The following is a 26,897-nucleotide window of genomic DNA, read 5'->3' on the forward strand; positions in this document are numbered from 1 at the left end:
CGATTTTAACTTACAACTTATCTTGTATGATTATTATTAAAGGTTTTGATAAGGGTATTGGATAGAGGCAGAACACTGGTTGTGTGCAAGTGCCGCACCATCGAGTATCTCGTGATGTTCTGTCCTTTGTCAAGTTGTCTTTTCATAGGTAATTAATGGGATGTTATTGGTGAAATTATCACAACATGTTATGTATATCCATTAAATTTATACTTGATAAATCAGAAAACAAAAGAATATGGATATACTTGATCAATATAATTTTTACTCTGAGGAATTTTGGGGTTTAAAACGTAAGATTGAAAAACAAGAAAATATCCTGAAGGAGAATGCAGTGTCTTTCTCTAATTTTAAATCCACGAATTTCTTAAAATATTCTAGCTTATCTCATTTCGAATGCATTAAAAAAATGAGAGAATTAACAAATGAATATTATGATGCATATAATCTTTCAATTTTATTGAATGCGAAAATGGTATCTCTTCTTAAATCGATATATATATTCTCTAAAAAACATGAAGAATATATTATTCAAAAGAACGCAGCAGATTACAAAGACTTTATTAGTGAATGTAAATATCAACTGGATTTGTCTTCGAACTTTTTGTTGATGGCAAATAATCCTGCACCAAATCCAACTAACGTTTTTGAGATTGAACCTGAAGATTCACAAAGTATGGAAGATTTCTTCAAATCAATAGACGAATCAGACAGCAATCCCATGCTTTAATTTTCCTTATATACTCTGAGTGAATATTATTTCAAATGAACTGCTGAAGAAATTACTTTCTCTAGACCACACTCAATGTAGAGAACACCAAACAGTGCTTCAATTATAGTTCCTTTTGCATGTTCCATTTTTTCCTTGTTGGGGGATTTTGTATTTTTTGTAGACCCGAGTTTAAAGTCAAACAAATTCCATTTATCGCATAGTTTCGACATATTTTTGTTAGATACGAATTCTGAACGTTTTATTGTCAATTCCTTTGTACTTGAAATATTGGGTTGCCAAAGAATATGAGCCATCGCCAGTCCAATTGCAGAATCTCCTATAAAAGCCAGTACCTTTGCAGCTTCATCCAAATTTAAGTAGGAATCAAAATCAAATTCTTTCTCTTTCGGAAATTGGTGGTTCTTTAGTTGGGTAAAGAGTGTTTTAGTTTCTGGTTGAAAAAATGCTAAAACTATAAGGTTTGGTTCGGTGAATTTGTGATCCAGATTTTCTTCTATCTCAGTGATTTTATTGTTTTTTAGATTCTGGATGGTTTCCTCCATTTCTTTGATTTGGGAAATTAATTTCAGCAACTTTTTTCGCTTGCGTATGTTATTATCTGGTAGAGATTCAAGCTGCCCTTCCAACTCATTTCTAATAACTGAAAAATTGTCGAATAATCCTTGTACGTTCCATCTTAATTTAGAGTAAGATTCATTCATCATTTTACTGGTCATTTTATCATCTCATTAAAAAAATGAGTCATGTGTAACTCCTTTTGAATAATACTATTTCCTAGTAATCCATTCAATTACGTTGTTAATTTCTGAAATGGTTCCACTGTGAGGGTCATATGTCCAATTTTGGTTGAAAATGCCTTCATCAACACGTTGTGTCCCAAAGCTGCCAATAGACAAAGCAAAAAAACGATTATCCTCATGTTTTTGTTTTTGGCATAGAGAAACGATTTCAGGGGATAAACCATTGAGTACAAAATCTGAAATAACCAATAAATCGGCTTTTTTGTAATCCTCTCCCGCCATCATTCTTATTCCTTCGTACAAAGCGGGTGCCACATCGGTACCTCCATGAAAACTCATTTTGAGGAAATCGATAAGATCAAGAATTCCTTTTGGAGGGGTCAGATCAAGGGTATCTATTGAAGTGCTAAAATTGATCAAGTAGCAATTTCTCTTTTGAGAAAATGCTTGAGATGATAAACTAAGTGTTAATGCTTTAGCAATATTCTCTGGTGCTCCTGACATTGATCCACTTGTATCAACGCAGACAACAATTGGTCCCATTTTATCATCGTCGGCAACGGTTACGGTCTTCTCAATATTTTTATCATACATCTCTGATTTGTATCCCTGTTTTGAAAAACACATCAATCTGTTTTCAACATACTTTAAATCAAAAAGCAATGCAACATCGGGATCACTTAAAAGGGATAATTCCTGCGGTATGACATTTTCCAAATCTCTTCCGAGCTCAATACCAATGATCTCTTCATTAGAATGAATATCTGGTTCCGTGACACAATATTGAACAGTTGAATTAATAACATCTGTGCGATGAGATTGTTGCTCTTTCCTTAACCTTCCCATCAATTCGCATAACTCACGGACATTTTCATCACTTTTCAGATATTCTGCCCATTGCTTCAAAAAAGAGATGTCTTGTGCACTTAATTTTCCAGCACTTAAATCCCAAAGAACTCCTGTTTCAATTCCCAGTTCATCAAATACCTCTTTCATTTGATTAATAATTTCGAACCAGTCTTCTAACTCTTTTAGTAATTTATTTCGCAGGATTTGGATTTCCTGAAGTTGCCATTCAAGTAGTTGCTTATCGTACTCTTTCTCCCATGCTTCTTGTTCGTTTCTACGAATGGCATTTAAATCCTCTTCAGTGGTATCTTTTTTATCTGCCCCTTTTTTTTTAGTAGCCTCTAAAGTTTTTCCTTTCCAAAACCTAACATCAACAGATGATTGGAGTAGTTTATAATCTTCTAAATCATTGAAAATTGCTTTTTTAGAACTACCGTGTGCCTTGAAATCCCATTTTGCATGGACTAACTTCGACCTATGCTCTTCAAAGGGGTTTGTACCATTTAAATAAGAAAGAGTTGATTTCTCCCATTCACTAATTTTTCTGCTATATTCATTTTCAAATTCCTCATCATCTAACCCAGGAAAGTTCTCAGAATAAAGAGCATCTGCCAAGTCTTTCGTTTTGGCAATTTCATTTTTTGGAGACTGCATGAGATTGCACCTTTTCCAACAAATGCTCAGCGTTCAATTTGTGATTTTCCAGTTCTTTAAGAAAAGAGTTGAATGCATCCAGTACCAGTTCTCTGTTTTCTGATGGTACAAATGGTGTTTCATTCAGTTTTCTTTGGGCACCCACATAAGATTTGGTATCATTGATGATTTTCTTGATAGAATCCAATGAATCTTCACAGGCTTTGACAAAAGTGACTTTAATCCTTGAATCTACATTCTTTTGGGTCCCTTTCTTAATTTTAATTGAAGGATTTGCATCAAACCATTTGACAAACGAATCGCTGGTATAGCCTGAATACCATCCATAATCAATCATCTTTTTGTCAACTGTTATTTCACATGACTTTGTGCCATTAAAATTACATTTAATACGAGTTTCAATGTTCCCCTCTTCATCCAAAGGACTAAATGATTGTGTTGTATCCAAATATTCTTTTGGTAGATAAAAACGGACACAAATTGTCTCCCCATTGTAAGAGTTTCTATTTTTTTTAATTTGTGGGGAAGTTATAGGGAAACAATGTTTGCCAGCAATTTCTTCGGTATCATAAATATCCTCTGTATAAAAGAACGTATCAGAAACACCATTTTCAATATCTTTATAATTTACTTCCCAGTTATTCAATTTCTCAGTATTAGCACAACCGCACTCTTTAATGCATTTCTCAATAATTTCATGAATTGCCTGTCTATTTTCTTCAAGTGTCCACAAACAGTGCCTTAATATCAGTGTATCTACAGGAATTACTTCTTTACGATCACATAAGAATGCAGATGCCTTCAAAACAAGTGCAATTTTCTGCCACCTACGATCAGAAACATAAACTGAAATATCTGGATTATTTTTGTTGAATTCTTCAAGGGAAACTCTTATTGAATTAACAATGGAAAATACTTCTTTTGAGGTTTTCACTTTCTCGATTTCGCTAGTAAGCTGTTCCCATTCATCATGAGAAAACTGCAAATTATCTGGAATATCAATATCGAATGAGACTGAGCCACCATCAAAAAGTTTTTCAAAATTTTCTCGTTCTTGCATGGGGTTTACTATTATTCGCATTACAAAACGGTCATAAAGGGCTTCCAAGCCTTGATTTGGTGGTGGTGTTTCATTGCTTGCAGCAACCAATGCTTTTAGTGGAACTTTTTCATCTTTTCCGTTGTTACGAAAAATCCTCTCATTAATAATAGTTAAAAGTGTGTTTAGAATAGCAGGGCTGCTTTTCCATATCTCATCAAGAAATGCAAAATCTGCAGTAGGTAAGTAACCTTCTGTTTTTCTAATGTAATTATCCTGTTTTAACTCTTGAATACTTACTGGTCCAAAAACATCTTCAGGCGTGCTAAACCTTTGCATGAGATATTCAAAATGAGTTGCATCCTTAAACACCTTAGATAAACGCCGTGCAATCAAACTTTTGGCAGTTCCTGGCAATCCATACAAAAAAATGGATTGTCCAGAAAGAGTAGATAGAAGGGAGATAGCAACGATTTCCTCTCGTTCATATAATCCGTCAGAACAAATCTCAATTAGATCTGTAACTCTCTTTTTCATAGAAATATTTGCTTGTTGACCAGTCATAAATGATTTCGCCCCTTATGTTTTATTTTGCTTGACAGTTTATTATAATAGCAAAATTACGTTACCAGAATCATTCACAATGCTGGCAACAATTTGTGAACTTTCTTATAATTATATTTATGTACATAAATAAGTTAATAATACTGTAATATAAAAATACATATAAAAGTTAATTGGTAGATTCAAAAATTATTGTTTTTGCTGTAATCTGCATTCTCACATTAAACTGAAATATGCAAGTCAATTTTCTAGCAATTTCTTCTATGAAATTAAAAAGGAGGGATGCATATGCACCCCCTACAAAGTTATTTTCTAGATTTATCAGCTGCAGATTGGGCACGAGATTTAAATCCCTGGTTAGTACCTGTTTTATCTGCATGGATCTCAATATTGAGCAAATCACTTATAATAATATGAATATATTATATATAATAACTATAGAAAATATTTTATTAAAAGGTTAAAAAATGAATATATTTGTTACATCAATGGGTCAAATGGTAGTATTGGAAAACATTTCATATATTTCGGAGAATGGAACAATCAGAAAAGGAAAGCAAATAAAAGTTCACATGAACAATGGTGATGTTCTATCACTCGACAATTCAATTAAAGAGGAAGAAGTAGAAAGTTTTAAAAAATGTATCGAAAAGACATTTAAATTTGTCAATTAATTTTTTTTTAATTTATTATTTTTGGAAGTGCTAATTTCTGTATCGACAATAGTAATGGAATTCCTTTGAAGAACAAAAATTATTTTTGAACCAGTTAAGCAAGCAAGTTGATTCTCAAACCCTACTCATGGTAGAACAGGACCTGGATTTGTAATTGCCAAACATTACATAGAAATCCATTCAGTAAAGATTCAGGTTGAAACCATCTCTTCCACAATTTCCTCCAAATAAGTGAAACTCTGCGAGTTAGTCCCTATATTGTAGATCTCAACAACTACCTGATAGCAGAAGACAATATTAAATCTGTGGAAGGGATTTCGACCTGCAATATAAAGCCACAAATTGATTAATTTTATCGTTTCTCTTTACATCGTGTGGGTGATTAGTCTTCCAGACGACCGCTCTATTTTTCTTTCCCACAATCCCAATTTCTCATACAATTCATGAAAATAGCATGATGCAAAGGATAAATTTACCAGTGTGCAAAATTGAATAAACCTTTAGGTACTTTCCATTGTACAGGTTCGATTACATCCCGAAGAACATGCATGACCTTCGGAATATGAACTATCGAGCAGTTCCACTGCACTAAAGCAATCAAACAGAATAACACAAAGGAAATGATAGTGTCGTATTGCTAATTTGTTGTATGGGCTTGGACATTAAATACTTTGTGTTGACAATCATTCTTGTTAGAATATTCTCTGTAGTAATCTTATCAACTGGTTGATATGAAATACAACATCTCTTTTACATTTTCAATCGTCTCCTATACTGAAGTGCATTTCTCCCAACAAGCAGAAATTGTTTTTTTATTAGTTTCACATCACTTGCCTTTTTGTTATATCTCTTGCTAGAAGAAATATCATTATCTGAAAATAGGATTGTGTGAAATGCCAGGAGTAGATATTATGAATGAAATGATCAAACAAAACATTACTTTCAAACACATAAAGGATAAGGATTCAATCAATGATGGTATATGTTCTGTGGTTAATTGCAATGGATGGGGCACACATGATGCTCTTGTTAAGGTAAATGGGACAAATCTATTCATTTCTTTTTGTAAAAAACATGCAGATGAAGTTGAAAACACACTTGTCACCAGTATGTGTCAGCATCCATATTTTGATGGGGTTTGTGCAGAAGAAAGTTGTGAGAAGCCAATAACCAGAGTAGGTATGATTGAGATAAATAACCTTTTCATATCAATCAATGTCTGTGAAAACCATGCAAAGCATATTGGTAATATAATACTGAATGGGGAAGAAGTAATCAAAATTCCAACATTCAAATGTATTCCAAGAATTGATTTCGAAGGTGGAATGATGTTTTTTTGTCCACACTGCCAGGAATGGCACAAGCATAGTCAGAAGAATGGACATCGTGTTGCCCATTGTAGCAGGGACGAGTCACCACTGAAAAAAACAGGTTATATCATAGAAATGATGCCTTATGATGAATTAATTGAAGTGAAAGAAGCTATTGACCTTTATCTCGAATTCGAAGGTTGAGTTATTTGCAAGAACATTACATTTCAATATTTTCTATCTTTCAAATATATATAGATAAATGCAATAAAAGTAGATGAATACGACAGTTGTCCCTTTTGAGAGGAGGTGATATTAGTATTGTAATGACATATTGATGTATAATGTTCCATGCGGCGACTTCAATTTGCGGGTCTGTATAAATATTTTCTATCAATGTTTTTTGCTCAGTTTGGAAAATACATCAGTATAGGCTGAAACATAACAATCAACAATTGACTCTTGTCCATTCATAATTTCTAAAATATGTATAGAGTTAAAACTCTATGTTTAGTTGTCAAATAGATTCTCTTATGATTCTTAAATTGCATTCCTCAAGTCCATAATTAATCTGTTATATTAATCGGTCCGTATTTTTTCTATATTATATTACATTTACAATGCCTTTGGTTCTGCAAAAAATTATATTACACTACTTGAATAATATGGCAGTTATATATCCGTATATAAACAGTTCGTTAATTGTGTATAAGCACATAGTCAGTCACTCTATATGATGGCATAAATTTACAGCACTATATAAATCATTTATTTTTTTCCAATTTGGAAAATTCGTCAGTATAAGCTGAAACATAACAATCAATAATTGACTCTTGTCCATTTACAATTTCCAAAATTTGAATAGAGTTAGTACTCTATGTTTAGATGTTAAATAGATTTTTTATTGTTTTTGATTTGCATTTTGCAAACCCTATAATAATCTGTTATAATTAATCTGTCCTTATTTTTGACAAATTATATTATTCTCAAAGTACATAAATCCTATATGATTTCATATAACAATATTTTTATAATATGTGTCCTCCTATTTAATTTTTTTTACAAAATATTATATGATAGGAATTGTAGACTTTAGTAAAGTTTATAATGTATGCCAGTACAGCTAAAAATATGTCGCAACGAAGTCATACATCAATGGAATGGTGTCAACAATGATGGCCATATGTCACAACTCAAAGTTAGGGATATCAGAATCTGATTTTTACCTGCTCAACTTTTTAAATGCAGTGTTTCGAGCTGAGTTTAAAGAACCATCTTATGAGATTTATACCAGAATATATTATTTTCCTGATTCTGATCTATATGTCAAACTTTTTACATCTGATCGCAAGTCAGCTATTGAAAAGAAGGATAGGTGGCTAGCCTGGGGTACAGTAGAGATTTTTGCGGATGATAGAAGTGTATATGATTATTTGTTGGAGGTTGGACATCCTGAACTAGCCCCTGCTGTACTTCAGAACATGTTTAAACACTCTGAAAAAGAGGAATGATGATGATAGGGGATCATATTAAATTGGAAAACTGTGAGGAAATATATTCAACTAATGACTGGGGCTTATATCGTACGATATCAGGGCATCATTATGTTCAAGTGTCTATGCGTGATCATACTCCTTTCGTATCTTTTATGCATCGATCAAACCCTAAGCAAATTATCGCTATTCTGAACAGATATGGATTATATGACTGCATCATTGAAGATTTCCAAGATGTTATCAAGGTTCTTTGAAAAATTCCAAATAATCTCTATTTATTAGGATTTTTTTGCTTTGAAAGTGCAACATAATTCAGGAGCAACTCAATGACAATTCATAGTAATCGAAGGCACATGATGCATCAAATTAAAAATAATTTAAAGGCATATGATTATATCTCAGACAAAGCAAATGAAATTCTACAACACTATGTCTGTCCTCCCGAATGCAATGCAATATGTCGCAAAGATGGTATAATTTCCTTTGAGAAAAAAGAATACTTCAAAATTATAGGTGAAATTGATTCAACATCTAAAGCCATTATAGAACAAATGTCAATAAATCCCTCATCCATGCAATCGACTAACATCAAGTTATATGGCAAAGAGATTGCACGACTTATAGAAGACAATTCAAGATATGCAGAACTATTGTCACCGTGTCCACTTTTGAACAATTCAGGGAAGTGCAACATTTATTCGAATCGGCCTGCTGTATGCAAGCGATATCCATTTGAATTTCTTCATTTTGACCTATTAGAAGACACTGATAATATTGAACTAATAATCAAAATGTGTCCCCTTAGTAAAGATGTGCTTTTAGATTATGGATGCTGGCTAATTTTGATACACAAAGATGAAATTGTAAATTTGTTACAATCAATCACATATCTTTATCGCGAAATCAAAGCTGAGAACATTTACAAAATGTTTTCAACTGCGTTAATCATTGATAAGCCCATGCAAACCTTAACTGAATGGGTAAAATATCTCCAAAATCTCTCTCCTGAAGTCAAATCACTCCAACGCGAAATATTGCTCAATTTTATACAAGAAAATGGCGATAAACCAATTAAAGAAACAGAGATTTCAGAAATTGAATTAAAACTAATTCAATGCAATGGAAGTAGCGAATGAGTGGAAGGTAAACATGTATTTCATTGTCGTGAGTGCATACACTTTGCGCTGTCCAAAATAGATAAAGTATGAGCATGCTATCAATTTTACAAATAATCCATATCATGAGGTAATTAATTTATCTAATGATGGCTATGTGATACGAAGTGTGCTTTAATAATTATCATCAAATTTGATTTATATCGTATATCGGCTCTGTAGAAATCCTTATTTTGACAATAAGTATAACCATGACATATCTGTCAAGGTTATGCACTAATAGTTTGAATTTTACTTCTTTCAGTTGATTCCAATACTTTTTTGCCCTTATTTCCTCACCATATTTCCTTTTCAGGACAGAGAACATTGTTTCAACCAGATTTCTGTTATGATACAAATCTTTATCAAATTCCCATACCATTTTTCTGCGGTACCCTCCTTTTATTCTCTTCCTCTTTCTTTGTCTCAAAGGAATCATGGCTATGGATTCAAGTTGTTCTCTTGTTAGTGAATGTATATTTTCAGAATCGTATCCTTTATCCATCACATAGTACTTTGATCTACGAGTTTTATGGCATTGCCGCAGCAATGCCATTGCATGCTTTGCATCATGAACTGGTTTACCTGATATCCTGAATCCAGTAATTATGAACTTTCCAGTATCAACAGAGATACTTGTTTTCAGGAAAGATCTTCGCTTCTTTCCCGTCCTCCAGGAATAATAATAGCTACAATGTCCACTAGTAAATCCGCTTGAATCAATAGCAGTGATCTCTATTTGTTCTCCATGGGAATAGAACAGCTTTAGTGTTTGGTGCAATAGTCCACTGAAGTAGATAGATTTTAGTCTTGTAATGAATTTGTGGAGAGTAGTAAAATGTGGAATCTGTTTTAGTCCAATTCTCTCTTTAACTTTATCCATTAATTCTACAATTTCTACGATATCCCGATAATCTTCATCAAGATACTCTTTCAACAAAACCAATGTCAAGAGCTGATGCTGAGTGTATTTTCTTTTAGAATATTTACAGCTATATATCTGGAGGTGTGAGTTTCCTGATACAGCTAACGCTGTATCAACAAACTTTAAGTACTTATTAGACAAAACACAATCATCCCCTATGTGTTTTCTGTGGTAAGTAATACTCAGGGGATTTATTATTTTTAAATTAGTATGCTAAAATAAAATCCGAAGTAGGTTTTCTACAGAGCCCGTATATCACTTTCAGTGTGCAATTGAAAAACTTGCTATCAATGTCATATTATATACTCCTCAATCCTCGTATAAGCAAACTATCATGTTGCCGCAAACTTACTCGCTCTCCATACAAAAGCCGTGAAATATGGCACAATTGGACCACAAATTGCATTATTTCTCTCATATGATTAAAAAATCGTTATTTAAGCCGAAGTGCTAACATTATCAGATATAATCCATAAATCTGCATAGATTATTAAATGCACATATAGGTGTATGTAATCCTTAAATTATCAGCAATCTGATCCAATTATGATGCCATTCTGACATATTCCAACTATGCCATTCAAAGCATTTCATCTGAATGGCAAAAAACGCTCTTCTGGGTCATATTTTTTTCACAGCCCTTGCTATCATGCTTTGAATGTACATTTTAGTATACTAATATAAATATCATTATACGAATCGAATATTGATAATGACGTCATTTATCATTTGAATACGCAAATAAAGATCGTATAGCGGTCAAAAATAAATGTGATGCCTATGAGAACACTTACAGACATAAATACTATGGAAAAAGTCTTAAAAATAAATTTCTGGCGTAGACACGCTTTTCTTTATGCAAGCAATCAAGCCAGACTTGATGTTATTTGCTCTTTTGAATGCACTAACATACGTCTTGACTTGCTCGATTCTGACATTCAGATTTGTTTCAAAGGTCATGAAAGTTGCTGCGGTGTCCTTACCACTAGCGGTGCTATCAATATGGATTTTGTGGATCGAATTGTACTGGATTTCAATACATGCGGAGTCATAGGGGCTGCTTGTTAGTTTTGAGGCTTACAAGTAAAGAAAGATACATAGAAGATATGGAAAACTTACAGAAGGTATGTAATAATGACATTGGTAAAGGATGCACCAAGAACATCTACAACGATTAAAATACGTTCCGACCCCCAGGCTCGTATCAGCCGTTCAAGAGACCCATTCTATCATCTAATGAGACGGCTTTTCAAGGACGAAACAAATGCTGTAAGAGCACAAAAATTCTTGATTATGATAGAAGAGAGGCAAACGAGTGGAAATCCAATAAGGACAACTGAATGGGAATATCTTCTCGAGGAATTCAATGTTGAACGTGCCTCATTCTATGGTATGCGCAATAAATTACTGGGTGCAGGTCTGATTACGCATAAAAAGGGTGAATATCGTCTTTCAGGACAGTTCAGCAAAGAACTAATGGACTTGAGTAGATGGTGGTGGACTGCAGTTCTCCATAACGATCCAGAAAAATTGCAACCATAGAAAAATAGTGAAAGAATGTAAAAGAAGCCAAGAGTATACAACAACTCTTGGTCAAAGTAAACCAACTGTTACCTACTGAATTATTGTTTTTATGGCTTTGTAAATAACTTACTAAATAGTAATAGAAATCAGAGCTTGGACAAATATACAATTCAAGAATGCTTGGTTTATCTTATTCTGAATTAAAAGGGATTGTAATGAATACACATTCAATAAATGAAGAAACAAAAAGTAAAGCTAAAGACATATATGACAAATATAAAGAAGTAATCGATTCTGATGCAGTGAATGCCACTGGATGGGAAAAAGCAGTAGCTTGCACCATAATTCAGCTTGCAGGATATTGTGTTGATCAAATGTCTACTGTTAATGATGCATAAGAATGATAAATGTTGCATCGAACTTGTATGTGGAACTATAAGATAAATCCATCAAAAATAATAAAACATAACTAATCTTTTTTTTGTTTAACAGAAGACTTCCTTGATGACCTTACGGTCATCAGCTCTCTTTCTTTCACTTACTGGTTGTGGTGGTAAATGCAGCTGAATAAACTTCCATTGCTTATCAGAGAGTTCTCTGAATTCCATTAATATCCTCATAATAAAATATGATTACTTCAGGATTCTGCGGGTAAATTTGCATAGGATTACATTAAATGCTTGTTCAAATTTAGGGATCATATTTTGGATATAAGTTGTATGATGTTACATGACATGGGTTCAAGTATTAACTTGTGTTTAGCATCTAGAAAATTGTTATTTCATAGAGAATTGATGAGATATTATTGTTGAAACTAGCCACAAGTCTGATAAGAGAGCTTTTGAAATGGGCTTTACTATAGACATTCTTCTCATTAAGTGTTAAATTGAAATCTACCCTCATAAATGAAAGTACTTTTTAATGAAAAATGATAACTTATTCACTCTATAATTTGATAGGAATAAACAGTAAAAATGAGATCTTTTATAACATTACTTTTCAGTAATATCTAATAAGTTTTCAATTAATTTGGATACAGACTTTTCAAGCATTCTCAATAAGATGCAAGCATTTCTTATGGGTATAATTTGAAATGTGCATTTAATTCCAACCAACATTCACCAAATAATATTGTAATAAGTTAATTTTATAATAATATATGATTGCTATTTTTGTATGTTGTAAGAAATATCGAGAATTCAAGCATATTAGGGTTTTTGATTCATTTACATATTGTGGTATTAAATGTAATATTTATATGCTATGATATCCTTGTATGTGACACTAAAAAGTTTACAATGTGCCGAAAGGTATATATAATATATTTGGAAACTACATAGAAAATCGCTATTAAGAGCTATATTTTTGTTCACTCAATCGGTCAAGACAGTATTAGAATACGTGACTTCTGACTTGTACCATACGGGTGAAGTAGAAAAAAAATATGAGAAACACATCATTACAAACAACTTTGCAAAGTTGTCGATTTTTGTTGCTAAAATGGAGATTTTGTTCACTCGATTTTGGACATATTTATTTTAGAATCGCTATCTTGCGATGTATCAGCAATATTAAGCAGCAATTTTTTGTCAAAAACTCTTTTTTTATCTTTCCCCGTGTTCATTGAACTCCTTGTTAATTGATCTTTCTGGGGAGGAAACAATCTCTCAAAAAGAATTATTCCAGATTCAAGCAAATGAGTCAATACTTATCATAAAGTTCCAAGAAGTATTCAAATTTTAATGGCAACAAAATTAGTTCGCATGCCTGCAAACAAGCGAGGGGAAAAATCTGAATACAAGAATAAGTCGTTGAGATAAAATCCACCACAAAAATATTTTACTTTTCAAGGAAGTTTGAAATCAAAACTGCCAGAGATCTGAACTTAAATCATAACTCTTTTGTATTGATTTTGCTGCCATATTCACACATACTTGTGAATGAACTCTTATCTCTAAATCATTAGTTCAATGATACACGATCATCATTAGGTCAAAATAAAAGTAGTTTTTCTATAAAGTTCTACAGAATAAAGGGGATTTTGGACTTAAGAAAAACGGCTTAACTTCATACTATTTTTACTTGATGGGAAATTCCATAAATCTTCTTTAATATAACAAAATGACTGAGGTGCTTTAAAGTTCTCAAATTCGTTAAAAGGATTGATTGGAGTTTCAAATATCTGCAAATCTTCAATTGAAATTGCAATCGCTTTATCGTTATTTTTAAAATAATCAAAAAAATCGGCTTTACTAATCCCTGCAAAATCTCGACATTCTTTCCATATTGATTCTGGAGTTCCTGAGATTATATCTCCTATTTTGAACGAGCCAATTATCTTCTTGATAGGGGAAGTTGAATATATGTATATTCGATTTAAACCATCGCGTTTTTTAAATTCAGTTTTCCTAAATTCATACTTTTTTTCTCCACTGATTATCTTGTCAACAAAATTTGGTTTAATCGATAGTAAAACGTTCATCTATCCTGCCTTGCTCTTTTACTATAAGATACTTGTCGTGTGAAATTTTCATTAAGCGTTGAGGGGGTCCTTTCAGTACTTCCCATTCTTTCAATTTGACATAGTTCAATTGATCAGGAAGGTGAAAATGGAATCTGAATAAAATAACTAAAGTCGACTTATGTGAGAGTTTTTCAATTTCGGAATCAGAATATACAGATATTTTCCCTACCAACTGAGCAATTTCATCGGGTGACTGATGCCCTTGGTATATATTTTCAACAACTCCCAAAGATGTAATTGCTTTTTCATCACCTGATCTATAAAAAAGTAATATATCTCCAGCGGTTATTTTTTTTGAGGTTGAATGGCAAATGTAGGATTTTTTGATTGTATTTCCTTCAATAACGAATTGTCCAGCAAATTCGTTCAGGGTTGTCAAACGTCCCTTTTTTGGTTCGTTTCCAACTCTTGTTCGATTATAATCTGTAAATAATTTCTCATGCCATTTTGGCCTAATAGGAATAATAAATTTATTGACATTCTCCCCATCATAAAAAGTAGGATAAAATGTTTTTGAAATTTCAATTGGATTAAGATGACTTATTGATTCATCAGAAACTTCTAGCTTCTTGATGAAGATTGCTTCTCCCGTAGAATTTAATGTAGCTTTCTTCTCGAATCCGAAATTCTTTATTAATTCTACTAAGTAATCGATATTACCGTCAATATGATGAGTAAGATAAAGCTCATTTAAATTATTGCTTCTGGCATAATTGACAGCAAGTTTTATGAAAAGCTCCCCGATTTTATTACCAACATGAGAAACTTTAAAAGTTGATAGCTTAAGCCTCTTTTTTTTAGGCATAACGGGTGTTGAATCCAAAGTTTCATCTTCGATTTTATAAATTAAAAGAGCTCCTATTTTATCTTTTTCTTCATAATGAACGTAGCATTTCCTACCACTCCGTGATATTTTGATAAACCAATCTTCAAACCCACTATATTCTTTTTTCAACGAATCAAAAAAAGGATCAGTGATGTCCAAATTGAAAACCTGCTCATTTTTTAGTGCTGGGAGGATAATTGGATATTCAATCGCCAGTTCTTTTTTAAAAAGCTCATATGCACTCTTTACATCTAAAACATGACTATTGATGCCCAGTTTTTTTGCTTTTTTGTGGATTCCTTTATCGTTTGTTATCAGGAAGTCAACACTATTCTTATAAAGAGCATATAATATCGAGTTATCAATGTCGTCATTTATTTTTGCTGGACTCCCTATAATTTCAATAAAACAAGAATCATTTTTTATTTCAGGAGCAGACTCAAGAAACGGATAGGATTTTATTTTTGACAAGATGATTGACTTTCTTTCTTCATCATTATCTCTTTCTATATCTTCAATCGACCTCGGATGTATCATTAATTCTGCATGTAGCTTATTCAGGATACAAAGCATCTTTTGCAAATCTATTGTCAGTTTTTTATAATCTTCTCTATAGACAAAAATATTAGTGTCAATCAAGATTCGCATACGGTTCCCTATATAAATGTAAATCTATTTTAAACTATTTCTTTAGATAATAAGAAGATAACTATTTATCAGAAAAAATTGTTTATTATGTGTTTGTTTTCATTATTCAATTAAGGCCCCCATCATTTTTGGAGTACCGCTGTGGAAAGTGAAGATCAATTTAGGACTTTGTACTTAAAAGAAGAGTTTGATGAGGTTAAAGACTTACTTATAGAAAATTCTGGATTTATAGGATATTATCCTGATTTTAACAGATGGCTTGAAAAAGCCTTGGAAGATGCCTCGAATGGGGATAGGCTCGTCTATGCATTGTACAAGCCAGTTTATAATGAGAGGCAGTTGAATTCAAAGATGGTTAGTGTGGCGATTGTCAAAATTGCGGGTGAATCTGCAGAGTTGAAATGTTTGTTCATTGATGAAGTAACAAAATCGAATGATTACGGTAGAATCCTTTATCAACAAGTAGAAGAACAACTTGCAAGAAAGGGGATTGGCAAAATTATAACAGATGTCCCTTATGAAAACAAAGAACTCAATTGGTTCTTGATTCAAAATGGTTTTCAAATTAATGGACTTATTGAAAGATATAAGAAAGGAAACTTTGACTATATTTTGTCGAAAGATGTACCAATGTGTTATACAGGGGACCCGTTTGATTGGCACTACCTATCAAAGTGGTTTTTGGAAAACATTTATGGATTTGAGACAAGTTACATTGAAGGAAACGCAGGGGAATCTTTTCAAAAATATCTTTTATCAATTTCAACTCAGAATAGAAATGGCTTGATGCTACCAGACATCAAAGGAAAAGCAATTGTTTATGATGGTAATCTTTCAAATGCTGACTTACAGCAGATGGTAGATGCAGATGATGCTAATAATTCATTTAAAGTTACCATCGCTCATGGTTTTGAAGACTTAAGCGTTGATACACTCTCAGAAAAAAACATATTGTGCTTTGATAAAAAAACAATATTTGAAAAATGTGGATGTGACGAGCCTCTTTTTGAAAAAGAAGATATTAATGGAATTGTTCTTGAAGTTAAAAAAGAGCATTTCGAAAATATACCATCCGATGGTGGCCATTTTACTTATATAAAAGGACCAGGGAGCGGTAGGTTTGCAAGAATAAATAATTATGTTTTATTTCTTGTAGACTCATATCAAGATTCTCCATTTGGAGCAATAATGGGGTATGGGAAAATTAAAAATATATCGTGCGCTGACTCAGAATCACAGTGGAAAGTACATAAAGACTTGAATCCTATTTTCACAGATGAGAACTATGAACAATTTACCAGGCACAAAAAAGAAGTGATAGCTATTGTTGTTGAAGGCTTTCAGGAAATAGAGCCGATTTTGTATAATGATTTCAAAGAACAATTCAATGAATATTTCCAAGAGGATTACATTGGAAATGTATATGTTAACGAGGATTTCACAACGGCTTTTTTACTATATCTGTCTCAAAGACAAAACTCCCAACAAGATATAATTGCAGTTGAAGAAGCTGGTTCAGAGGAAGAGCAATTCGAATTGCTACTTGAAAAAGTAACAAAGATTCATGATGATTTCAAAAAACATGATGCTGATGTCACTTTAATAAAAAAAGATATAGAAGAAATTAGGATTAACCAAAAAACTGGCATAAAAGAAGATGTTGTTATATCGGTTGGCCTTGAAGCTTTTGGAACAGGTGCTCAACATCAAGTAACTATTCCTTTGCAGGATATTCCTTATAAAGATCTAGAGGATGAATTGAATCGGTTTTTTTCCGATAAATCAAGTGGTAAATATCCGAAAAAAGTTGTGGACCGAATTTTTAAATCACTATTAGAGAAAAAGATGTCAAAGGAATAGAAATCGGACTAATATACATTGAGTCAGATGTTATTTATCTAAGAGATTTTTTAGAAATACCTTTAAAAAGATAATTTACTTTTATTGTTGACTCAATGTATGCATTAATTCTAAGGTTTGTATAACATTATAAAGAGCATAAGGAGCCACTCCAATAATGGAAAAGATTACTCTTTCAGAACTTGAACAATATCTATGGGATGCAGCAAACATCCTGCGAGGACCCGTAGATGCGTCTGATTTCAAGGCATACATATTCCCACTTCTGTTCTTCAAGAGAATATCAGATGTCTACGATGAAGAATATAAGCAAGCATTGGATGAATCTGATGGTGACGAGGAATATGCATCTTTTCCAGAACTACACGATTACATAATTCCTGAAGGTGCTCACTGGGATGATGTAAAGGAGAAAACTACCAATGTTGGTCAGGCACTTCAGCATGCTTTCCGTGAAATTGAAAAGGAAAATCAGGACAAGTTATACGAGATATTTGGTGATGTTAACTGGAGTAACAAGGACAGATTATCTGATGAGCTTTTGATAGACCTGATTGACCATTTTTCCAGTAAGAACCTTTCCAAGAAGTATGTTGAACCTGATATGCTGGGGCAGGCTTATGAATACCTTATCAAGAAGTTTGCAGATCTGACCAATAGAAAGGCAGGAGAGTTCTATACTCCAAGGACTGTTGTTCATTTAATGGGTAGTATTCTTAAGCCACAGGAGAAGGAATCCATATATGATCCTGCATGTGGTTCAGGTGGTATGCTGCTGGAAGCTTATCATTATGTCAAGAATAAAGGTGGAGATGAGAGGACACTGAAACTTTATGGTCAGGAGAAGAACCTGACAACCTCATCCATTGCCAGAATTAATCTGTTCTTACATGGTGTCCAGGACTTTGAGATTATCAGAGGCGACACACTGAGAAATCCTTCTTTCCATGAAGGTGATATGCTTTCTCAGTTTGATGCGGTGATAGCAAATCCTCCATTTTCTTTGAAGAACTGGGGACATGAACACTGGGGGCATGATCCCTTTGGAAGGAATAATGCAGGTACACCACCAAAGAGTAATGGAGACTATGCATGGGTTCAGCACATGATATCATCCATGGCACCAATGACAGGCAGGATGGCAATTGTGTTGCCTCATGGTGCATTGTTCAGGGGTGGAGCTGAAGGTAAGATCAGGAAGAAGCTTATCGAGAATGATCTGCTGGAAGCTGTGATTGGTCTTGGACCTAACCTGTTTTATGGTACTGGCATCAGTGCATGTATCCTTGTATACAGAAATCAGAAGGATGCAGCAAATAAGAATAAGGTTCTGTTTATTGATGCTTCTGAGCAGTATCAGAAGGGAAGGAATCAGAATTTCTTTTTAGAGGAACATGCTGAGCAGGTCCTTGAATGGTATGAGAAGTTTGAGGATATTGAAGACATCAGTAAGGTAGTAGATATTGATGAGATCAAGGAGAACGAGTTCAATCTTAATATTTCCAGATATGTCAGGAAGCAACTTGTTGTTGAAGAGATTGACCTTAAAGAGACTTTCAAGGAATTGAATGATGCATATGATGAATTCCTTGAATCCGAGGAGAAGATGAAAGCTTTACTGAAAGAGGTGGGGGTATTATGAGCAAAACAATATCTCAGCAGGAACTTGAGCAGTATCTCTGGGGAGCTGCTGTGCTTCTCAGGGGTGTTATTGATCCAGGAGAGTATAAGAGCATTATATTCCCGTTGATGTTCTTCAAGCGTATATCTGATGTCTATGATGAAGAGTACCAGGAAGCTCTTGAAGAGTCTGATGGAGACAAGGAATACGCAGAGTTTGCAGAGAACCACAGGTTCCAGGTTCCAGAAGGTGCTCACTGGAAAGATGTCAGGGATGTTTCCACAGATGTTGGTAAGGCTATCAAGGATGCTATGAGTGTGATTGAGAAAGCTAATCCTGACAGGCTTGCAGGTATTTTCGGTGATACAAACTGGACAAACAAGAACCGTCTGACCGATAAGATCCTGATAGACCTTGTTGAACATTTCTCAACTATCAACCTTTCACTCAAGAATGTACCACAAGATGAGTTTGGTACAGGCTATGAGTATCTGATCAAGAAGTTTGCTGACGATAGCGGTCATACTGCTGCCGAATTCTATACCAACCGTACAGTTGTACGTCTGATGAGCATGATAGTTGACCCAAAAACAGGTGAGAGTATCTATGACCCTACATGTGGTTCAGGTGGTATGTTACTCAATGCTGCCCTTCTTGCTAAGGAAAACGGTCAGGAGTATAGGAATATCAGCCTGTATGGGCAGGAGATCAATATCATAACCTCAGCAATCGCAAGGATGAACATGTTCCTCCACGGTTTCGAGGATTTCCACATTGTAAGAGGAGACACTCTCTCAAATCCTGCATTTGTTGAAAATGACAAAGTCAAACAGTTCGACATGGTTCTTGCCAATCCACCATATTCCATAAAGAAGTGGAACCAAAAAGCCTGGCAACATGATCCTTGGGGCAGGAACCTCTATGGAACACCTCCACAGGGATGTGCAGACTATGCTTTCTTCCAACACATAATTTCTTCTCTGAAGGAAGATACAGGAAGATGTGCGATACTCTGGCCACATGGAATTTTATTCAGGGATGCTGAATTGGATATGCGTAGCAAGCTCATTGAGGATGATCTGGTGGATTGTGTAATTGGACTTGGGCCAAACTTATTCTACAACTCTCCAATGGATTCCTGTATTGTAGTCTGTAGCAAAAATAAACCAGAGGAAAGAAAAGGAAAAGTCCTTTTTATCAGAGCATATGACAAGATTATAAAGGAAAAAACTCAGAGTTTCCTTTCAGAAGAGCATATTTCCAGTATATACAATTGTTATTCTGATTTTAAGGAAGTGCCGGGAAGGACAAAGATTGCTACATTGGATGAAATAAGAGATAATAAACATGTTATTAATGTTGCATTGTATGCCCGTCCTGAATTTTCAGAAGAGAATCAGCAAGAAGAAAAAACTATTGAAGAGGTTATTTCAGAGTGGCAGAATAGTTCGCAACAGGTAAAAGAATCCTATTGTAATTTATCAGATGTTCTCAAGGAGGTTATAAATTGAACCAGGATATTCCAGAGAACTGGATAAAAATCAAGTTCAAGGAACTTGCAAAACAAAAGTCTGTTAGAGTAGATAATCCAGGTGAGTCTGGGTATGAAAAATATGTAGGATTAGAGCATCTTGATTCAGGAGAACTAGTTGTAAAACGATATGGCAGTACAAGTGATGTCACATCTACGATGAAGCTATTTGAAAAAGATGACATTCTTTTTGCCAGAAGGAACACATATCTAAGAAGGGTATCTGTAGCTCCATTCAATGGTGTCTGCTCTGGCGATATCATTGTTTTAGAGCCAATACTGAAGCATATAGTTAAGGGATTTTTGCCTATCTTCATGCAATTTGAACCCTTCGAGAATAAAATTATAGCACTTTCAGCTGGTGCATTTTCAAAGAGAATAAAATGGAATCAACTTGCAGAAGAGGAAGTTGTAATTCCCTCTATCGAAGAGCAGAAGAAAATTGTTGAGACAATTTGGAGTATCCAAGATAACCTAAATAGAATAGAAAAACTCCTATTTGTATCACAAAAAGTAAAAGAAGAATTTCTAAATAAATTATTAACTAAAGGAATAAATCATAGTTCCTTCAAAAAAACTGATTATGGAGACATACCTGAAACTTGGAATGTTATAAAGTTATCAGAAATAGGGGAAAATAAAGACTCGATTGTTGCAGGCCCTTTTGGATCAAATCTAAAAGTTAAAGACTACAAAGAATCTGGTGTCCCAATTATTCGTTTACAGAACATTGAGAGAAATAACTTCATACTTAAAGATATCAAATATATATCAAAAGAGAAAGCTGACGAATTATCTTATCATTCATATAATGAAGGAGATATTGTGCTTGCCAAGTTAGGTGATCCTATTGGCAAGACATGTGAAGTGCCAGCTTATATGAAAAATGGCATTGTAACTTCTGATGTAGTACGAATTAGGGTTTCATCACAAAAAGCAAATAAAAAGTTTATTGAATATATGCTAAATTCTCCAATTTGCAATTATCAATTTGTTGCAAAAACAGTTGGAAGCACTAGACCGAGAGTTAATTTAGCTGATGTCAGAGATTTAATTATTTTTCTTCCACCACTATCAGAACAAAATGAAATCACAGATATTTTTTTAGAATTAGATAGAAATATTCAAAAGTATCAAGAACATAAGAATAATATTGAAAATCTAAAACTTAAAGTTACAAATAATTTGATTTCAGGAAACCTAAAAATTCCCCTAGAGGCTCTTCAAAATGTTCAATGAGGAAAATTCAGTCGAGAATTTTGTCAGAGACCTTCTGACAAATATGGGATGGAAATTTGTACCAAGAGAGCAGCTTCCAAGGAGTGAAACTGATGTACTGGTTGAGACGCATCTCATCGATTCTCTTATCAGACTGAATCCTTCCATTGCTGAAGAGCCAGGTCGTGCTGACGAGGTTCTTTACAAGCTTCGAGCTATTATCCAGAGTGCAAAGGGAATGGGACTTGTAAGGGCAAATGAGGAGTTTTCCGAGTGGATACGTAATGAGAAGACCATGCCTTTCGGAGAGAACGGAGAACACGTATCTGTCAGGCTCATAGATTATGATGATCTCAAAAACAATGATTTCATTGTAACAACCCAGTACACATTTAAGAGTGGTCAGGAAAGAAGGCCCGATATTGTTCTGCTGGTTAATGGTATTCCACTAGTAATCGGGGAGGCAAAGAGTCCTGTAAGGCCTGCGGTTTCATGGGTAGATGGAGCTGCCCAACTTGAAGAGTACCAGAATTCAGTTACTGAGATCTTTGTACCTAATGTATTCTGTTTTGCTACAGAAGGCAAGGTCTATCGTGTAGGTTCCATAAAGTTACCAATAGAGAAATGGCAACCATGGAGGGAGACTGAGGAAGATGCATTCGATCTGCTGGATGAAGTCAAAAGCTCCGTTAATAGGATGCTCAAACCTGAAGTTGTTCTTGAACTATTGAAAGATTTCACCTTATACAGCACCACAAAAGGTGGTCAGAAGATTAAGATTCTCTGTCGCTATCAGCAGTATGAAGCTGCAAAACAGATTGTACAGAGAGTTATTGAAGGCAGAATCAGAAAAGGTCTGATATGGCATTTCCAGGGTTCAGGTAAATCCTTGCTCATGGTCTACGCAGCTATGCAACTACGACGTAACCCTGAACTCAGGAGTCCTACTGTGCTTGTGGTTGTAGATAGAATAGACCTCAATTCTCAGATAAGTGCAACCTTTAACGCTTCCAACGTTCCGAATGTCGTCATGACGGATTCCAGGGAAGAACTGGAACAACTACTGAAGCAGGACACAAGAAAAATCATAATCACAACCATTCACAAATTCGGAGAAGCTGAAGGAGTCCTCAACGACAGGGAAAACATCATAGTCCTTGTTGATGAAGCCCACAGAACCCAGGAAGGAGATCTTGGTACGAAAATGAGACAAGCTCTTCCAAACGCATTCCTCTTTGGTCTCACGGGTACACCAATCAATACCAGAGACAGAAACACATTCTGGACCTTCGGAGCAGAAGAAGATGAGAATGGATATCTTAGTCGGTACTCTTTCGAACAGTCTATCATAGATAAGGCAACCCTGCCAATCTACTTTGAACCACGTCCCGTTGAATTACACATTAATAAAAAAGCCATTGATGAAGAATTTGACTGGATGGCAAAGGAAAATAACCTTAGCTACGGTGACAAAGCTGAACTTTCTGACCGTGCAGGAAAATATGGAGTCCTGGCAAAAACACCTGACAGAATAAGTAGAGTCTGTAAGGATATTGTCCAGCATTACAAGAAACATGTGGATCCTAATGATTTCAAAGGACAGGTTGTCGTATGGGACAGAGAAGCCTGTCACCTGTACAAACAGGAAATCGACAAACACATGCCACCTGAAGAATCTGCTGTTGTTATGACACTGCGACAGAAGGACCCCGACGACTGGAAGCAAAGTTATTCTCTGACAGATGATGAACAGGAAAAACTATTGGACAGGTTCAGAGATCCCAATGACCCACTGAAACTTCTTATTGTAACTTCAAAACTGCTTACTGGATTTGATGCACCAATTAACCAGGCAATGTACCTTGACAAACCAATGAAGGAACATAACCTTCTGCAGGCAATCTGTCGTGTAAACAGACCTTATCCAGACAAAGATCATGGATTGATTATAGACTACCTTGGAATATTCGATAATGTAGCATCAGCTTTGGATTTCGATGTAGAGGAAATGAAAACAGTAATCTCCAACATTGAAATGCTAAAAGCAGAGTTCCCACGCGCTTTGGAAACTTGCCTTTCACACTTTGAAGGTGTTGACAGAGCCCTTGATGGATATGAAGGTCTGCTTGCAGCGCAGGATTGTCTGAGAACAGATGAAAGCAGAGATTTCTTTGCAGCAGATTATTCGTATTTATCCCGTCACTGGGAAGCCATATCCCCTGATTCATTTTTGGATCAATATGAGAAGGATTACAAATGGCTTACACAAGTGTATGAATCCATAAGACCGCCAAGTGGAAATGGAAAACTTATCTGGCATGCCCTTGGTGCCAAAACATTGAAACTCATCCATGAGAACGTCACCGTACAAACAATCAAGGATGACCTTGAAACCCTGATAATGGATGCTAATATTCTCGATCATCTCACGGATAAAGATGCTGATGTAAAAGGAAAGAAACTTGCCTTGAAGATCGAGTGGAGATTACACGTTCATGTAGATGATCCACGATTCCAGGAGCTCGGTGAAAGGCTGGAGAAAGTAAAGGAAATGCACTACAGAAATGCAATAAGCAGTATTGATTTCCTCAAGAAACTCCTGGAGATAGCCCGTGACACTGTCAAACTGGAAAGAGAAACTGAAGCAGAGCCAGTTGATGATACTAAACAAGCATTAACAAAATTATTCCTTGAATGCAAGATTGAAACGACACCAGCAATCGTAGAAAGAATTGTTAATGATATTGATGAGGTTGTTAAATATACCCGATTTGACGGCTGGCAATGGACATCAGCAGGTGAGAGGGATGTTCAGAAGGCATTGCGTAAAACTTTGTTGCGGTATAAGTTGCATAAGGAGAATGAGTTGTTCGATAAGGCTTATGAGTATATCAGAGAGCATTATTGAGACACTGAATACGATTCAAAGTCCTCAAAACCCTTTTGCTTTAGAACTTCTTCAACCTCTTTGTCATTCTCATATTCTATATTTTTGTTTTTACGAATTTTGTCCATTAATTTGAACGTTCTGGAATGTGCTTGCCGCAATACTAAACTAAAGGAACGGGGATGAACAGTTACCTGACCCATACCCATTGGGTTAATAATTGGATCTACTTTTGTTCCTAATACATAGCATACTATCTTAGTATCAAGTTCAATTTTCCCTGATCTTATGAGTTCTGTAGCATAGTTATTCGCTTGATAGACATTTTCATTTGTAATTATAGAACCACCTCTTTTGAGTTCTATTATTAAAACTTTAGATGTACCACATACTTCGACATTTTCACCCTTTGTCTCATATCTATCACTACTGTAAATCCCAAAAGAACAATCAGGAAGAACAACAAAGTCAGGTCTTTGTCTTGGGTTTTGAAGGTATTTTATCCCATTATTATCAAAATGTGTTTTCAAAACAGTTGCTAATGACTTATTTGATGAAAACTCAACGCTTTCATACTCGGGACCAAATATCCATAAACCATATTCAAATAAAGGTTGTAACTCATGTAACTCATCTGTTTTTGGATCGTCAACTATCTTTTCTAGCTGTTCGATCAAATCTAATCTTTTCTTAAGTTCATCCAAAACTAATTTTGCATCCATGATGTCCCATTCATCCAGAATACACGATAAAGAGTCCATATCATCTGGGTTCAAACTAGAAAGCTGCTTTAATAACTTATATGCAGACTTGCTTTTCTCCATGTTTGCCAAAACTTCGACAACATTCTCTAAGTGACTTGTTTTTATGGTAGGGCACTTTTGCTGAACCTGTGTTATAAAGCTCCCAATTGCATTTCTTGAAGGAGTACTTAATTCTCCCAGTGTTTTGCGTTGGGATTTCAGGATCTCTATCTTTTCTTCCCTACGCACATCCTGCATTAAATCTCCAATTGTTTCAAGAATAAAGGCGTTAATACTTTCTTGTACTATTTTAACCCTTTCTGTTTCATTAAAGCCTGTCCAATCCTCTTTAACCTCATCAGATAGAATATCAGCTTTTACAATAATTGTATACCTTCTTGCTTCACTAGATCTACCATCAAGAAAACTACCTTTGAAATCTTTCCAAGATGGATCACCTACTAATCTACCATTTACCCACCATACAACACCATGTTGTTTAGCAGTTCTCCCAACAACTTTGCTATCAATAAGATAAATTAAAATGGTCTCATCGTCGGACAGTTCATATTTGTATTCTTTTGCATGTTCAAGGATATCAGAGTGTCTAATTAACTCATCATTGAGGTATATCTTAAAGTGAGTGGGATCAACTATGAATTTTGTACCTAGCAGCTCTTTTACTTCGTCTACTTCCAACCATTTTTTATCTTCTAACTTAGAACTAAATTTGCTTGATATTTTAGTGCCCTGTTCAATATGTTCACTTTGTTCTGTCAACTCTATTTGATATGGAGCATCGCCTGAAGACATTATTACAGTAAAAACTGATTTTGTTCCATTTTTCCAGGTTTCAACTTTGTACTTTTTTGAGAAGCAAAATAGACTATGTCTTCCTTTCCCATTTCTACCAAAAACCTCTCTTTCAATATTAGCAGAACCTACGATTTTGACTGTTGAACCCTGTGCATTTACACGATTATAATTAAATTCACTCCACCTTTTTACAAATTCTTCTTTTGTCATCCCGCTTCCATTGTCAGATATTTCGAAATGGGTATCTGGACGAACTGGCCAAATGATTCTAACTTCAGTTGCTCCTGAATCCCATGCATTAGCTACCAACTCTATTATTGCTACTTTTGGATCAGTTATCATTTTCCCTGCATAGTTTTCGAAAAAACGGGTACTAAATCTAGGATTGAATAAGTTTGATTGGGATTCACTTTCCAACATAATGGTATCCAACATTTAATTTTAAAATTAGTACTATCTACAATAAGTAAGAATTGTTAGTATATAAAAAATTCTTTTTGAGTTTGATTGACAAAAACAATAGGTTGAGGTTTATATTTTCATAAAATACCATAATAAAAT

The 26,897-nt window shown here is 34.6% G+C and carries 21 protein-coding genes; 13 read left to right on the forward strand and 8 right to left on the reverse strand.

The window, feature by feature from the left end; all coding sequences use genetic code 11:
* Nucleotides 1–238: 238 nt before the first annotated feature.
* Nucleotides 239–730, forward strand: a complete 492-nt coding sequence (locus tag V7O61_RS02420) for a hypothetical protein (RefSeq protein ID WP_407282862.1) — start codon at nt 239–241, stop codon at nt 728–730.
* A gap of 26 nt (nt 731–756) precedes the next feature.
* On the opposite strand, the gene V7O61_RS02425 is transcribed toward V7O61_RS02420, so the two are convergent.
* From V7O61_RS02425 to V7O61_RS02435, 3 genes are read right to left on the reverse strand one after another with little or no spacing between them, the layout of a single operon-like run.
* Nucleotides 757–1,449, reverse strand: a complete 693-nt coding sequence (locus V7O61_RS02425) for a ribonuclease III domain-containing protein (protein WP_407282861.1) — start codon at nt 1,447–1,449, stop codon at nt 757–759.
* A 51-nt stretch (nt 1,450–1,500) separates the two neighbouring features.
* Complete coding sequence (locus tag V7O61_RS02430) at nt 1,501–2,976, reverse strand: VWA domain-containing protein (RefSeq protein ID WP_407282860.1); 1,476 nt, start codon at nt 2,974–2,976, stop codon at nt 1,501–1,503.
* Nucleotides 2,957–4,579, reverse strand: a complete 1,623-nt coding sequence (locus V7O61_RS02435; RefSeq protein ID WP_407282859.1) for an AAA family ATPase — start codon at nt 4,577–4,579, stop codon at nt 2,957–2,959. Before V7O61_RS02435 ends, V7O61_RS02430 begins: the two co-directional genes overlap by 20 nt.
* 497 nt (nt 4,580–5,076) lie before the next feature.
* Here V7O61_RS02435 and V7O61_RS02440 point away from each other — a divergent pair, with 497 nt between their 5' ends.
* The 4 genes from V7O61_RS02440 to V7O61_RS02455 all read left to right on the forward strand — a co-directional run bounded on the left by V7O61_RS02440 (nt 5,077) and on the right by V7O61_RS02455 (nt 9,195).
* Nucleotides 5,077–5,253: a hypothetical protein gene (locus V7O61_RS02440; protein ID WP_407282858.1), complete on the forward strand. Its 177-nt coding sequence runs from the start codon at nt 5,077–5,079 to the stop codon at nt 5,251–5,253.
* A gap of 911 nt (nt 5,254–6,164) precedes the next feature.
* Nucleotides 6,165–6,767: a hypothetical protein gene (locus V7O61_RS02445; RefSeq protein WP_407282857.1), complete on the forward strand. Its 603-nt coding sequence runs from the start codon at nt 6,165–6,167 to the stop codon at nt 6,765–6,767.
* A gap of 968 nt (nt 6,768–7,735) precedes the next feature.
* On the forward strand, nt 7,736–8,074 hold the full coding sequence (locus V7O61_RS02450) for a hypothetical protein (protein WP_407282856.1): 339 nt from the start codon (nt 7,736–7,738) through the stop codon (nt 8,072–8,074).
* A gap of 311 nt (nt 8,075–8,385) precedes the next feature.
* Nucleotides 8,386–9,195 carry a YkgJ family cysteine cluster protein gene (locus V7O61_RS02455; protein WP_407282855.1) on the forward strand — a complete coding sequence of 270 codons (810 nt, stop codon included), beginning with the start codon at nt 8,386–8,388 and terminating at the stop codon, nt 9,193–9,195.
* 166 nt (nt 9,196–9,361) lie between these two features.
* On the opposite strand, the gene V7O61_RS02460 is transcribed toward V7O61_RS02455, so the two are convergent.
* The gene (locus tag V7O61_RS02460; RefSeq protein ID WP_407282854.1) at nt 9,362–10,279 is read right to left on the reverse strand and encodes an IS5 family transposase; all 918 of its coding nucleotides are present in this window, start codon (nt 10,277–10,279) and stop codon (nt 9,362–9,364) included.
* 639 nt (nt 10,280–10,918) lie between these two features.
* On the opposite strand from V7O61_RS02460, the gene V7O61_RS02465 reads away from it, so the two are divergent.
* The 3 genes from V7O61_RS02465 (at nt 10,919) to V7O61_RS02475 (ending at nt 12,060) form a co-directional block, all read left to right on the forward strand.
* Nucleotides 10,919–11,206 (forward strand): hypothetical protein, encoded by a 288-nt coding sequence (locus V7O61_RS02465; protein WP_407282853.1) that lies wholly within the window; start codon nt 10,919–10,921, stop codon nt 11,204–11,206.
* 66 nt (nt 11,207–11,272) lie between these two features.
* Entirely contained in the window at nt 11,273–11,680 is a 408-nt protein-coding gene (locus V7O61_RS02470; protein ID WP_407282852.1) for a hypothetical protein, read from the forward strand.
* A gap of 158 nt (nt 11,681–11,838) precedes the next feature.
* Entirely contained in the window at nt 11,839–12,060 is a 222-nt protein-coding gene (locus tag V7O61_RS02475) for a hypothetical protein (RefSeq protein ID WP_407282851.1), read from the forward strand.
* Nucleotides 12,061–12,147: 87 nt separating this feature from the next.
* On the opposite strand, the gene V7O61_RS02480 is transcribed toward V7O61_RS02475, so the two are convergent.
* From V7O61_RS02480 to V7O61_RS02490, 3 genes are all read right to left on the reverse strand, one after another.
* Nucleotides 12,148–12,270, reverse strand: coding sequence for a transposase (locus tag V7O61_RS02480; RefSeq protein WP_407282850.1), 123 nt, complete (start codon nt 12,268–12,270; stop codon nt 12,148–12,150).
* 1,439 nt (nt 12,271–13,709) lie between these two features.
* A complete protein-coding gene (locus V7O61_RS02485) occupies nt 13,710–14,144 on the reverse strand; it encodes a hypothetical protein (RefSeq protein WP_407282849.1) in 435 nt (144 codons plus the stop codon).
* The gene (locus V7O61_RS02490) at nt 14,122–15,651 is read right to left on the reverse strand and encodes a PIN domain-containing protein (RefSeq protein ID WP_407282848.1); all 1,530 of its coding nucleotides are present in this window, start codon (nt 15,649–15,651) and stop codon (nt 14,122–14,124) included. The genes V7O61_RS02485 and V7O61_RS02490 overlap by 23 nt, the downstream gene beginning before the upstream one ends.
* A gap of 150 nt (nt 15,652–15,801) precedes the next feature.
* Between V7O61_RS02490 and V7O61_RS02495 the strand changes: the two genes are divergently transcribed.
* From V7O61_RS02495 to V7O61_RS02515, 5 genes are all read left to right on the forward strand, one after another.
* Nucleotides 15,802–17,520 (forward strand): hypothetical protein, encoded by a 1,719-nt coding sequence (locus tag V7O61_RS02495; RefSeq protein ID WP_407282847.1) that lies wholly within the window; start codon nt 15,802–15,804, stop codon nt 17,518–17,520.
* 157 nt (nt 17,521–17,677) lie between these two features.
* Nucleotides 17,678–19,162, forward strand: coding sequence for a type I restriction-modification system subunit M (locus V7O61_RS02500; protein ID WP_407282846.1), 1,485 nt, complete (start codon nt 17,678–17,680; stop codon nt 19,160–19,162).
* On the forward strand, nt 19,159–20,652 hold the full coding sequence (locus V7O61_RS02505) for an N-6 DNA methylase (RefSeq protein WP_407282845.1): 1,494 nt from the start codon (nt 19,159–19,161) through the stop codon (nt 20,650–20,652). The genes V7O61_RS02500 and V7O61_RS02505 overlap by 4 nt, the downstream gene beginning before the upstream one ends.
* Nucleotides 20,649–21,911: a restriction endonuclease subunit S gene (locus V7O61_RS02510; protein WP_407282844.1), complete on the forward strand. Its 1,263-nt coding sequence runs from the start codon at nt 20,649–20,651 to the stop codon at nt 21,909–21,911. The genes V7O61_RS02505 and V7O61_RS02510 overlap by 4 nt, the downstream gene beginning before the upstream one ends.
* Nucleotides 21,901–24,798 carry a type I restriction endonuclease subunit R gene (locus tag V7O61_RS02515; protein WP_407282843.1) on the forward strand — a complete coding sequence of 966 codons (2,898 nt, stop codon included), beginning with the start codon at nt 21,901–21,903 and terminating at the stop codon, nt 24,796–24,798. The genes V7O61_RS02510 and V7O61_RS02515 overlap by 11 nt, the downstream gene beginning before the upstream one ends.
* Here V7O61_RS02515 and V7O61_RS02520 read toward each other — a convergent pair.
* Nucleotides 24,792–26,678, reverse strand: a complete 1,887-nt coding sequence (locus tag V7O61_RS02520) for an ATP-binding protein (RefSeq protein WP_407282842.1) — start codon at nt 26,676–26,678, stop codon at nt 24,792–24,794. The two genes, V7O61_RS02515 and V7O61_RS02520, sit on opposite strands and share 7 nt — an antisense overlap.
* Nucleotides 26,679–26,897 lie beyond the last annotated feature (219 nt).

The sequence above is a fragment of the Methanolobus sp. WCC1 genome, from assembly GCF_045690315.1.
Lineage (GTDB): Archaea > Halobacteriota > Methanosarcinia > Methanosarcinales > Methanosarcinaceae > Methanolobus > Methanolobus tindarius.